At 38.1% G+C, this 11470-nt stretch carries 13 protein-coding genes and 1 riboswitch; of the genes, 12 read left to right on the top strand and 1 reads right to left on the bottom strand.

Features of this window, described 5'->3' with window-relative positions; translation table 11 throughout:
• Nucleotides 1-14: 14 nt before the first annotated feature.
• The 9 genes from flgL (at nt 15) to V4762_RS08370 (ending at nt 8393) form a co-directional block, all read left to right on the top strand.
• Complete coding sequence (gene flgL / locus V4762_RS08410; RefSeq protein ID WP_347315336.1) at nt 15-890, top strand: flagellar hook-associated protein FlgL; 876 nt, start codon at nt 15-17, stop codon at nt 888-890.
• A gap of 39 nt (nt 891-929) precedes the next feature.
• Nucleotides 930-1352 (top strand): flagellar assembly protein FliW, encoded by a 423-nt coding sequence (fliW, locus tag V4762_RS08405; RefSeq protein WP_347315335.1) that lies wholly within the window; start codon nt 930-932, stop codon nt 1350-1352.
• 65 nt (nt 1353-1417) lie between these two features.
• Nucleotides 1418-1822, top strand: coding sequence for a flagellar basal body rod protein FlgC (gene flgC, locus V4762_RS08400; RefSeq protein ID WP_347315334.1), 405 nt, complete (start codon nt 1418-1420; stop codon nt 1820-1822).
• Complete coding sequence (locus V4762_RS08395) at nt 1819-2112, top strand: flagellar hook-basal body complex protein FliE (protein WP_347315333.1); 294 nt, start codon at nt 1819-1821, stop codon at nt 2110-2112. Before flgC ends, V4762_RS08395 begins: the two co-directional genes overlap by 4 nt.
• Before the next feature lie 4 nt (nt 2113-2116).
• Entirely contained in the window at nt 2117-3664 is a 1548-nt protein-coding gene (gene fliF, locus V4762_RS08390; protein WP_347315332.1) for a flagellar basal-body MS-ring/collar protein FliF, read from the top strand.
• Nucleotides 3665-4672 carry a flagellar motor switch protein FliG gene (gene fliG, locus V4762_RS08385; RefSeq protein ID WP_347315331.1) on the top strand — a complete coding sequence of 336 codons (1008 nt, stop codon included), beginning with the start codon at nt 3665-3667 and terminating at the stop codon, nt 4670-4672. It begins immediately after the preceding gene.
• Complete coding sequence (locus V4762_RS08380) at nt 4672-5124, top strand: flagellar export protein FliJ (RefSeq protein WP_347315330.1); 453 nt, start codon at nt 4672-4674, stop codon at nt 5122-5124. Before fliG ends, V4762_RS08380 begins: the two co-directional genes overlap by 1 nt.
• On the top strand, nt 5125-7152 hold the full coding sequence (flhA, locus tag V4762_RS08375; RefSeq protein ID WP_347315329.1) for a flagellar biosynthesis protein FlhA: 2028 nt from the start codon (nt 5125-5127) through the stop codon (nt 7150-7152). It abuts the gene before it with no gap.
• On the top strand, nt 7152-8393 hold the full coding sequence (locus tag V4762_RS08370) for a class I SAM-dependent RNA methyltransferase (RefSeq protein WP_347315328.1): 1242 nt from the start codon (nt 7152-7154) through the stop codon (nt 8391-8393). Before flhA ends, V4762_RS08370 begins: the two co-directional genes overlap by 1 nt.
• A 39-nt stretch (nt 8394-8432) precedes the next feature.
• Here the strand turns inward: V4762_RS08370 and V4762_RS08365 are convergent, their stop codons facing one another.
• Nucleotides 8433-8639 (bottom strand): TOBE domain-containing protein, encoded by a 207-nt coding sequence (locus tag V4762_RS08365; protein ID WP_347315327.1) that lies wholly within the window; start codon nt 8637-8639, stop codon nt 8433-8435.
• Between the two features lie 416 nt (nt 8640-9055).
• Nucleotides 9056-9190, top strand: a riboswitch (molybdenum cofactor riboswitch).
• Between V4762_RS08365 and modA the strand changes: the two genes are divergently transcribed.
• From modA to V4762_RS08350, 3 genes are all read left to right on the top strand, one after another.
• Complete coding sequence (gene modA, locus V4762_RS08360; RefSeq protein ID WP_347315326.1) at nt 9184-9993, top strand: molybdate ABC transporter substrate-binding protein; 810 nt, start codon at nt 9184-9186, stop codon at nt 9991-9993. It overlaps the preceding riboswitch by 7 nt.
• Before the next feature lie 20 nt (nt 9994-10013).
• Entirely contained in the window at nt 10014-10709 is a 696-nt protein-coding gene (modB, locus tag V4762_RS08355; RefSeq protein ID WP_347315325.1) for a molybdate ABC transporter permease subunit, read from the top strand.
• On the top strand, nt 10696-11346 hold the full coding sequence (locus V4762_RS08350) for an ABC transporter ATP-binding protein (protein WP_347315324.1): 651 nt from the start codon (nt 10696-10698) through the stop codon (nt 11344-11346). The genes modB and V4762_RS08350 overlap by 14 nt, the downstream gene beginning before the upstream one ends.
• Nucleotides 11347-11470: the final 124 nt, after the last annotated feature.

Below are 11470 nucleotides of genomic sequence, written 5' to 3'. Positions count from 1 at the left end.
TTGGAGGATAAACAATGTCAAGAGTAACTATGAATATGATGGTAAATCAATTTAATTCGGATTTAAATAGTCAGCTTACGTCTATTTCAAAGGATTCTTATGAGCTATCTTCTGGAAACGCCATTCAACTTCCTCAAGACGATCCGGTAGCGAATAACTATATTATGAGCTTCAAAGAGAAGATTAATGGCATAACTAATTATCAGAGCAACATTACTGCTGGTCAGTCTATTTTGAACTCAACCGATTCTGCTCTTGGTTCGATATCTACCATACTAAATAATGCAAACACCATTGCTTTGCAGGGCGCAAACGTAACGAATTCAGACTCATTGACGTCTCTTGAGAAAAGCGTGGAAGCTCTTAAGCAATCTCTTCTTTCTGTTGCAAATACCTCTGTAGGAAACACGTATATATTTGCGGGCTCGAAAAGCTCTAAGGCTCCTTTTTCTCTTGACTCAGATGGAAACGTTGTATATTCGGGCGATGCGTCTGCTATAACCTACTCGGTGGAACCAGGTGCCGCTACTACTGTAAATATAGATGGCACTCAGTTGTTGCCTATTTTTAAGTCTCTTGATAACCTTGAACTTGCACTGAAGTCTGGGAACCAACAAACCATCTCAAACACAATCTCTGACATTCAAAGTGCCATTACCACAAATAATGACCTTCAATCGACTGTTGGTTCGCGACAGAATATGATGCAATATCTATCTAATTATTACTCTAATGCGACCACAAATTACAACACTATTCTCGCCAGTTATCAAGACGTAAATTTCCCCACAGTAGTTACTGATTATTCTACTCGTCAAACAGCGTATCAAGCGGCTTTGAAGGTTGGTGCTCAGATATTGCCCCAATCGCTTGTAAACTATTTGCAATAACTTTTGTTTAAAAAAACTTTTTAACCTAAAGAGGGTAAAATGCATAAAGAGAAAGAAACTTTTAGCGAGATTGAAAATATAAAATTTCCAAAAGGCATTTATGGCTTTGACGGGGAGAGAGAGTTTAAGATATTAATTCCTGACAAATCTTCTCCTTTAGCTTATCTGCAAGACATGTCTTCAAATCTTAGATTTATAGTCGTGGAGGCTTTTAGCGCATTTAAGGATTACGACGTTATAATAGACAAATTTTATGCTGATATGCTGGAGCTTGAAAAGGAAGAAGATGCGATAGTTCTTTGTATCGTAAATATGAAAGACCCTGCAAAGGATTCTACTGTTAATCTCTTGGCTCCTATTGTTATTAATAAAAATAACAAGATGGGCATGCAAATAATATTGGATAAATCCTCATATTCTCTTGAGGAGTCTCTCTTTTTGGCAATGAAAAACGGTAAATAATTTAAAATCTACTTTTTTTGTGTATAATATTATGAATGGTATATCCTGCTAAAGGGAGTGATTTTATGTTTTTAAAGACTTTAGAAATAGCTGGATCTGGCTTGACGGCACAAAGATTGAAGATGGATGTGGCTGCGAACAATTTAGCTAACGCATATAGCTCTGTAAAAGACGGCAATGGTCAAATATTTAAAAGACAAATAGTAGAATTACAAGAATCTACTGGCAAGGATGGCAGCTTTCTTGGAGTAAAGGTGGCAGGTATTGCAAGTGATAACTCTCCTCCCAGGATGGTGTACGATCCTGGCAATCCTGAAGCAAATGCTGATGGCTATGTGGAGTACCCAAATGTAAATCCTATTAAAGAAATGGTTTCTTTAATTAACGCGTCTCGTTCTTATGAGGCTGATCTGAACGCTGTAAGCGCTACAAAATCTATGATAGGTCAGACCCTGGATCAGTTGAAATGAAACCTATTGAACCCATTAACACTAATCTCGGTTCTATTGGTTCTATTGGCTTGGGCGGGAAAAGTGAACCTACGTCTAACTTTAAGGATACGTTGATGGATTTTGTGAGCAACGTAAACTCATCCCTTAAAGAAGGCGATCGATCTGCGGAGCAGCTTGCAGCAGGCCAAATTGATCTTCCTACAGCTCTTATAAAGCAACAGGACGCAGTTCTTTCTATGCAACTTTTAATGAGCGTAAGAAGCGAGCTTATAGGGGCATATCAGGATCTGTCTAGAATAACAACCTAATAAAATGGACAGAGTTCGCGCGTTTTTTTTCAGTTTGCGTGATCGATTTTTAGCGCTTTCTCCGGGGAAGCGTTTTTTGTTGTTATCTGGCGTTGCGCTCGCCTTTATTTTAGTAATCTTTACCTCTATATTTCTCCTAAAGCCTCAAATGGCCCCCCTATTTACGAATCTATCCCCAACTGATGGGGCTGCTATTGTAGCAAAGCTCAAAGATCAAAAAATTCCCTATGAGTTGAAAGATTCTGGCACTACTATTCTGGTGCCAAAAGATAAGGTTTATGATTTAAGGCTTTCTATGGCTGCCCAAGGCCTTCCAGAGGGTTCTGGCATAGGATTTGAGCTTTTTGACAAAAACAATCTTTTTACCACTGATTTTACCCAAAGAGTTGATTATATTAGAGCCTTGCAGGGAGAGCTTGCGAGGACTATTTCTCAGATAAACGGCGTGGAAGGGGCAAGAGTACATATTGTGCTCCCCAAGAAAGAGCTCTTTGTGTCCCAGGATATGCCAGCTACCGCGTCAGTTATGCTAAATTTGAAACCAGGCCAGAGCATCTCTGAAAGAGAGACTGAGGCCATAGCATTTCTAATTTCTAGAGCTGTTGAAGGTCTTAAGCCAGAAAATGTGACTATTATGGATACAAGAGGGGAGCTTCTTTCTGCCAACCTCTCCTTTAACAGGTCTGGGCTCTCACAAAGAGAATTTGATATGAAAAGAAAATATGAGAGCGAAGTCCAAAGAAAAATCCAGACGATGCTCGACACAATGCTTGGCCCCGGGAAATCAGTTGTCAGGGTTTCTGCCGAGCTCAACCTTGCCTCATCTGAGGTTAAAAAGGTGACATATACACCAGTAGTCGGTCAGAACGGCATAGTAAGATCGAGTAAGGTATCTACCGATTCCTCAAAAAGTCAGAATGCTGCTCCTCAGACCCAGTCAACAACATCGCCTCAGGGCATACCTTCCTATCAGACTCCTGCGCCAAGCTCTACATCATCGAGCAGGAAAACAGAGGATATTACAAATTATGAGATAAACCAGCAGGAAGAGATGATCAAGAACCCTGCTGGAGATATAAAAAGGCTTACAGTTTCAGTAATGGTTGACGGTACACCTCAAACAGTAAACCTTCAGTCACTGACTACTGCGGTATCCAATGCAGCAGGCATACTGCCCCAAAGAGGTGACAGTGTAGATGTTCAGGCAATGCCATTTGATAGGACATACCAGCAAAGCGAAATCAAGGCTATGCAGCAAGCTCAACTGATGGACATGATAAAAAGCATTGCTATGTGGGCTGCAATAATTATCGGTGCCATAATAGCGTTTGTATTTATTAGAAAAGCTCTGGCTTCCATGAAAAAAGAACCAGGTCGGCAAGGGGCACAGATTCTTGATGCGACAATTGGTGCTGAGGGTATAAGACATGAAAAACCTCTTAGCCCAGAAGAGTTAGCAAGGAAAAAGGCAAGGGATGAAGTTGAAAGGCTTGCCAAAGACAAGCCTTCAGAGGTTGCCAATCTCATAAAAACGTGGTTGAGAGAGGAATAAGTGAAAGGACAACATTTTTCAAATAGACAGAAGGCTGCTGCGCTCCTCTTGCAGCTTGGTCCGACTGAGGCCGCAAACGTTTTGAAACATCTTTCTGACGAAGATGTGGACCTTCTAACGCTTGAAATCGCTGGTCTGGGAAAGATAGAGAACAATGAAGTAGATGAAGTTTTAGAAGAGGCTTTTCAGACTATGTATGCCAGAGAGATCGCATCAAGAGGAGGAGTAAACTACGCAAAGGAGCTTTTGGAAAAGGCATTCGGCGTAGACAAGGCCCAGGAAATTTTGACAAGACTTTCTTCTTCTCTTCAGGTTAGACCCTTTGAAATTGCAAGGAAGGCTGATGCAAGGCAGCTTTTAAACTTTCTTCAGAACGAGCATCCGCAAACTATTGCTCTTGTGCTGGCTCACCTAAAACCAGAGCAGGCTGGGGCAATCATAAGTGAGCTGTCGCCTGCCATCCAGTCAGATGTATCTTTTAGGTTGGCTACTATGGACCGAACTTCTCCAGACGTTATTCGCGAAGTCGAAAGCGTTCTTGAAAGGAAACTTTCGACCATTGTTAGTCAGGACTTTACTGAAGTAGGCGGGGTTCAGACTTTAGCTCAAATCTTATCAAGGTCGGGTAGAGCGGTTGAAAAATCTGTCTTAGAGGCGCTGGATGAAAAGGATCCAGAATTAGCTGAAAATGTCAGAAAGTTGATGTTCACATTCGATGATATTGTAAACCTTGACGATCGTTCAATTCAGGTAGTACTTAGAGAGGTAGATTCGAAGGATCTTGGTATCGCTCTCAAGGGCAGTTCTGAAGAGGTTAAAGAGAGAATACTGAAAAATCTTTCTCAAAGAGCTGCGCAGATGCTAAAGGAAGAATTGGAATATATGGGTCCAGTAAGGTTAAAACAGGTTGAGGAGGCACAAAGCAAGATCGTCGCGATAATAAGAAGGCTTGAAGAAGCAGGTACTATAGTTGTATCGCGTGGCGGAGAAGATGAGATCGTATACTAATGAAGAAATTTGCTTTTAAGTTTGAGAAGATAAAAAAACTCAGAGATATAGAAAGAGACACCTCTCTGGGGGTTTTTGCAAAGTCACTGAGCGATTTTATGATTAAAGAAAAAGAATATAAACTCTTTTTTAAAAAAGTTTTAACTGCAAGAGAAGAATTAAACTCTGCTTTAGAAAATGGCTCGAACGTTGAGAATATTAATATTTTATTAAACAATATGTATGTATCCGAAGAAATACTGAAGAGAAAAAGAGACGAATTGTATTCAGCCTATCTAAAAGCAAAAGAAGACAAATCTGACTTTCTTTTGAAAGATGTAAAAAGAAAGATTATGGAGAAAATCAAAGACCAGCATCTAAAGCTATACGTAAGGGAATTTTTAAAAGAAGATCAATCACATATTGACGAAGCCTCAATCAACATGCATGAGTTAAAAAGGAAATCTAATTAGGTGAGCAGCGTTTTTTCGCGATCGGAGACCGTTCTTGCAGCACTAATTATGCTTATTTTAGGAATTATGATGATTCCTTTGCCCCCTGTAATGATGGACATATTGCTGTCACTGAATATATCTCTTGCAATTATCACTCTTATGGTGACGCTAAGCGTAACTACTCCACTTGATTTCTCAGTCTTTCCAACGCTCATTTTAATAATGACAATATTTAGGATTGCGTTAGAGATAGCAGCGACAAGGCTAATACTTTTGCACGCTTTTGCTGGTGAGGTAATTTACTCATTTGGTAACTTTGTGGTTGGCGGCAACTACGTGGTTGGTCTTATTATATTTTTGATCCTTATAGTCATCCAATACCTTGTTATTACAAGCGGTGCAACGCGTACGGCAGAAGTGGCAGCCAGGTTTACATTGGATTCGATGCCTGGCAAACAAATGGGAATAGATGCAGATCTAAATGCTGGCTTAATAAACGATGATCAGGCAAGGGAAAGAAGAAGAGATATCCAAAGAGAAGCAGATTTTTATGGCAGCATGGACGGCGCATCTAAATTTGTAAGAGGTGATGCAATATCTGCCATTGTAATAATGTTTATTAACATAATAGGCGGTTTTATCATTGGTATAGTACAACACAATATGGATATCGGACAGGCCTTAAGCACATATACGCTTCTAACGGTCGGAGAAGGTCTTGTCTCTCAAATTCCAGCACTTCTTCTATCCACTTCTACTGGCATAATTATAACAAGGGCATCGAGTAAAGGAGGACTTGGCTCAGACACCTTTACTCAGATGGTGGCTCAGCCCTCTGCAATACTTTTTGCTGCCTTGATAATGTTAATTATGGGTCTGATTCCTGGTTTGCCAAAGCTCCCATTTTTCATTCTTGCTGCTGCTTTTGGTTTTGCTGGGTATCTTCTTGTAAAGAAAGGCAAAGAAGAGGCGATCTCTGAAGAGGAATCTCAAGCTGAAGTGCCAGTTGTTCTTCCGCCTGTAGAAATTGATCCTTCAATTCTCAAAGTTGAAACACTGGAGCTTGAAATGGGATATTCTTTGGTGCAACTGGCCGATGTGAGTAGAGGGGAGGGCATACTCCACAGACTGGCCCTCACCAGGAGAAAGCTCTCAGAGGAAATGGGCTTTATAGTTCCACCAATCAGAGTAAGAGACAACTTACAACTTAACTCTACCAGATACCAGGTAAAAATCAGGGGAAATATAGTCGCCGTTGGAGACGCATATCCAAATAAACTGCTTGCCATGCCTCCGGCTGGGCAGGAGGTTACAATAAGCGGAATAAAGGTTAAAGAACCAGTTTTCGGTCTAAACGCAGTTTGGATAGACTTAGAAAAAAAAGAAGTTGCTGAATTATCAGGCTATACTGTAGTAGACCCATCTTCTGTCATTGTGACCCATATGACAGAAGTCATAAAATCCAATGCTGTTCTGATACTTGGCAGACAAGAGACCTCAACTCTTATTGATTCTCTAAAAACGACTCATCCCGTGTTGGTTGAAGAGGTTGTGCCCGAATTGCTCTCAATTGGAGACGTCCAGAAGGTTTTACACGCCCTTTTAAGCGAGGGCATCTCTATTAGAGATATGGTGACAATTTTTGAAGCCCTTGCTGATAATGCCAGACAATTGAGGGACGTGGCCACGCTCACTGAGGCTGTTAGAAAAAGGATAGGAAAATCAATTACTCAGATTTATGAAGACTCTCCTGGAGAAATAAGCGCAATCGTAATAGACGCCAATCTTGAGGGCGAGATTTATTCTAATTTGACTGAAAATAAAGTTTTGGACAATCAATTTGCACAGACTATTGTAAACAATATTACAGCATCAGTGCAGGAAGCCCTGTCTCAGGGCAAGAGATTTGTAGTTTTGACGACATCAAGAATAAGACCTCATATCAGAACCCTCACATTAAGAGCCCTACCGAAAATACCAATTTTGTCATTTGAAGAGCTTGATCCAAATGTAAAGCTCAAGGTTATAGCGACAGTTAAAAAATAATGGATATAGTACCTATAAAATTTGAAAAGATAGTTTGTTCTGGTAAGACTCTTGGAAAATCCTCTGGCAAAGTCGTGTTCTGCTATGGGGTTTTGCCTGAAGAGATTGCTGAAGTTAAGTTCGTTAACGAAAAGAAAGACTATATTGAAGCAGAACTCGTCAATATAATTGAGCCATCTATGTTTAGAGTCCCCCCGAAAGAAACGCACTATCTTAACTGCTCACCCTGGCAGACTATAAGCTATGACTATCAGGTTGATTTGAAAAAAAATATAACTGAAGAGGCAATATTTCAAACTGTAAAAAAAGACTTAAGACTTGATTCGTTTTATAAAGCAAATGATATATATGGATACAGAACAAAGATTGAATATAAGTTAGATAATAGCGCCCTTAATTTAAAATATGCCTTTTATAAGAGAGGGACAAAAAATCTTGTGCCTCTTGAATATGGATGTGCGCTGATAGACGATAGGGTAAATCGCCTTGCATATAGATTTTTAGATTTCATTAATTCTTTAAATATAGACAGAAAGGCTCTTGACAGGGCTGTTTTTAGAAAAGGGACAAATGGCGAAGTATTGGGAATAATTTATTTAAATTATAAAATTGATAAAATTATTTTACCCAAAATTGAAAATTTAGTTGGTCTTGTTGTAATTGCCGGGAATAATAAACAAATATATGGTCAGGAATTTATAGAACAAGATCTTTTGGGCACTCAGATAAAGTATGGCTATGACTGTTTCTTCCAAAACAATATTGAGCTATTTTCTAAGGCCTTAGAGATTATTAGAAGTGAGGTTAAAGGATTCAAGCAGGTGGCCGATCTTTATTCTGGAGTTGGCTCAATAGGCATAACTCTTAGAGATTTAGTAGACAAAATAGTATTAATAGAATCTTTTAAAAATTCATTTTTGTATTCAAAGAAGAATTTGAAAATTCTTAACACAAAAAATATAATATCATTTTTGTCCTCTTCTGAGCATATTGATATCAATTTTTTAAAGGATTCTGAGGTCGTTATCCTTGACCCTCCAAGGCCAGGAGCTGAAAAAACACTATTAGAAAAAATATTGAGAGCTCTGCCAAAAAAAATTATTTATCTTTCTTGCAATCCCATAACCCTTGGCAGAGATATGTCATATTTGTTGCAAAAATATGATTTAAAAAAGATTTATGGTTTTGACTTTTATCCAAATACTGTCCACACAGAAACACTTGCTATTTTTGAGAGATAGAAAACCAACTATTGTAAAATTAACTGAAACAAGCTAATTTTAAGGCTTTTCTATACTCACCTCAGTTGCCTTTATTACTGCATTTACCTCGTCTCCAACTTTTAGCATAAGTTTTTCCACGCTTCTGGTCGTGACTATAGAAACTATAATTCCAGCAGTGGTCTCTACGTTTACTTCAGATACCACATCACCTTTAACAATTTCAACAATCTTGCCCTTTAAGTGATTTCTTAAAGTACTTTCCATATAATCCTCCCAAAACAGTATTTAATGACTTTATTATATGAGTGATCACAAGATAATGTCAAATTTAATTAGAGATCAGATTAATTGACTTTATTTTGTTAATTATATGTTAAAAATGAAATTAACTTAAAAAATAGTAAGTCAAAGAATATGTGCATTTTTTATAATCACTATCTTTTAACCTGTATTGACCCTTGACAAATAGATTGTATTACCATATATAATATATATCAGCCTTTAAGAGGGCTTGCTAAGTTAAATAAACGTCGATGGCGACTTCATCTTAGCTTGAGCTTGGAGTTCTTCACTCATATCAAAGTTTGAGTAAAAAATTTGAAGTTTGCGGGTGATATTTCATCGCCCACATCCTGCGCGCCCGTAGCTTAGCTGAGCAGAGCGACGGACTTGGAGTCCAAAGTTCAAGGGTTCTCCGAGTTGTATATCCTAAAACGTTTGTCATGGATATATAACCTGGGCTTTATTAAGCCCACGGGGTATGTTTGGAAACGAACACACCTTCACATATGAAAAGGAGGAAATAATTATGAAAAAGATTGTTATTGTGTGTTTTGCTTGTTTGATTGTCGTTTCTTCTGTGTTTTTGATTTCAGGCTGCTCGTCTAGTAAATCCACTAACTCTAAACAAACAACCATTACCATTTCAGCAGCAGCTAGTCTTACCGAATCTTTGAATAAGATTATTGCAAATTTTGAAAAAGCTTATCCCAATGTTTTAGTTAGGGTTAACTATGGTGCATCTGGTGCTTTGAGACAACAAATAGAGCAAGGGGCCAAGGTAGATCTGTTCCTTCCTGTTTCTTTAAAAGATCTACAAACCTTAGAGTCTGAAAAATTAATAGATCCATCTAAATCAGAAGTTTTTGCTAAGAACATACTTGTTTTAATAGTTCCAAAGGGCAATCCTTTGGGCATAAAGGGTGTTGATGATTTGAAGAGGGAGGACGTTAAGCGTATAGCTATTGGTGCAGTCCCAAGTGTGCCAGCTGGTGTTTATGCCAAAGAAAGCATGGAAAAAGTAGGATTGTTTAACGAGCTTAAAGATAAATTTATTTATGCAAAGGATGTTAGGCAGGTTCTTGATTATGTAAACACTTCAAACGTTGATGCTGGTTTTGTATATAGGACTGATGCAGCGATTGTTAAAGATGTGGAAATTGCAAGCACGATTCCCGATCTAAATCATAAACCGATCGAATATTATGCAGCTATTATTAACTCGTCAAAAAATCAAGATATTTCCACAGAATTTATGAAATACCTGTTAGACAAGGACTCACAAAAGATTCTTAGTGGATATGGCTTTTTGCCTCCCAAGACTTCAAGTGAAAATTAAAGAGCACATATTAGTTTAGTATGAACAGTATAGACTATACCCCAATATGGCTTTCTTTAGAGGCGTCGCTAATGTCTTCTATCTTTCTTGTAATATTTGGCATTTTAGTTGCAAGGTTTATGTCAGAGAATAACTTTAAGGGTAAAGATGTGCTAGATGGGCTGTTTGTCCTGCCATTAGTGGTGCCGCCTGTTGTTGTGGGATTTCTTTTGCTTGTCTTATTTGGGAAATACGGACCTCTTGGCATTTTTTTAAAAAATACTTTTGGCATTTCAATTGTCTTTACTATTTATGCAGCAGCAATCGCATCCTTTATAGTATCTTTTCCTTTAATGTACAAAAGCGCAAGATCAGCCTTTGAAGAAATAGATGAAAATCTAAAAGATGCAGCTAAGACCTTAGGTGCCGGTAATTGGAAAATATTTTTTACAATTACCGTTCCTCTTTCATCCCGCGGCTTAATTTCTGGTTTTATCATTGCTTTTGCAAGGGCATTAGGAGAATTTGGAGCGACTATAATGGTAGCAGGTGATATTCCTGGTGTTACAAATACCGTTCCTATTCAGATTTTTTTTGCAACAGAAAATGGCCAAATGCACGAGGCCTTTTTTTATGTGGCCGTCATTTGCCTAATCAATTTGGTCTTAATATTTATTTCAAACAAAATATCTAGAAAGAAAGCTTCTTATAAGGAGTTAGAAAATGCTAAAAGTTAACATATTTCAAAAACTTTCTAATTTTGATTTGCAAATATGCTTTGAAGCAGAAAATCAAGTCTTAGTTTTGTTTGGTCCATCTGGCTGCGGAAAAACTACAACCCTTAAACTGTTGTCTGGTCTAAGAAAGCTTCACAAGGGAAGCATTGTTTTTAAAGAGACTGCTTTTGCAGATACAGATAAAGGGATTTTTATTTCTCCCCAGAAAAGAAAATTTAGTATGATGTTTCAAGATTATGCTCTTTTTCCACATCTTAGCGTATACAATAACATTCTTTATGGTTCAAAGAAGAACAAGGTTGATCATTTAAGGGCTCAAGAGCTGATGTCTAAATTTAATATAACCCAATTAAAAGACTCATTTCCGTTGCTGATATCTGGTGGAGAGAGGCAAAGGGTAGCTCTTGCAAGGGCTCTTATGACAGAACCAAATGCCATATTATTAGACGAACCATTGTCTGCACTTGACTCGGAAACGCGTGTTAGACTTGGAGAAGAAATTAGAAATTTTCAAGAAAGCTTCAACATATTGTTCATTTTAGTTACACACGATAAAGAAGAGGCTAATCGCATTGGTGACAGAATTATATATCTTAATTCGGGCAGAATTACTAATGATGTCGTAGTGCAGCATTAGTTTTTTCTTTGTCTCTTTTCATAAAATCTTATCGTAACGAGATATGTATTTGTTCAATAAGTTACACAGTGCTATTATAGCCAGTATTACAATGGTTATACTATTTACATATAATGCAAAACAC

Origin of the sequence: Thermodesulfobium sp. 4217-1 (assembly GCF_039822205.1) — a bacterium.
Classification (GTDB): domain Bacteria; phylum Thermodesulfobiota; class Thermodesulfobiia; order Thermodesulfobiales; family Thermodesulfobiaceae; genus Thermodesulfobium.
The sequence above is the reverse complement of the archived record's forward strand: the minus strand, read 5'-3'. Positions and strand labels throughout refer to the sequence as shown.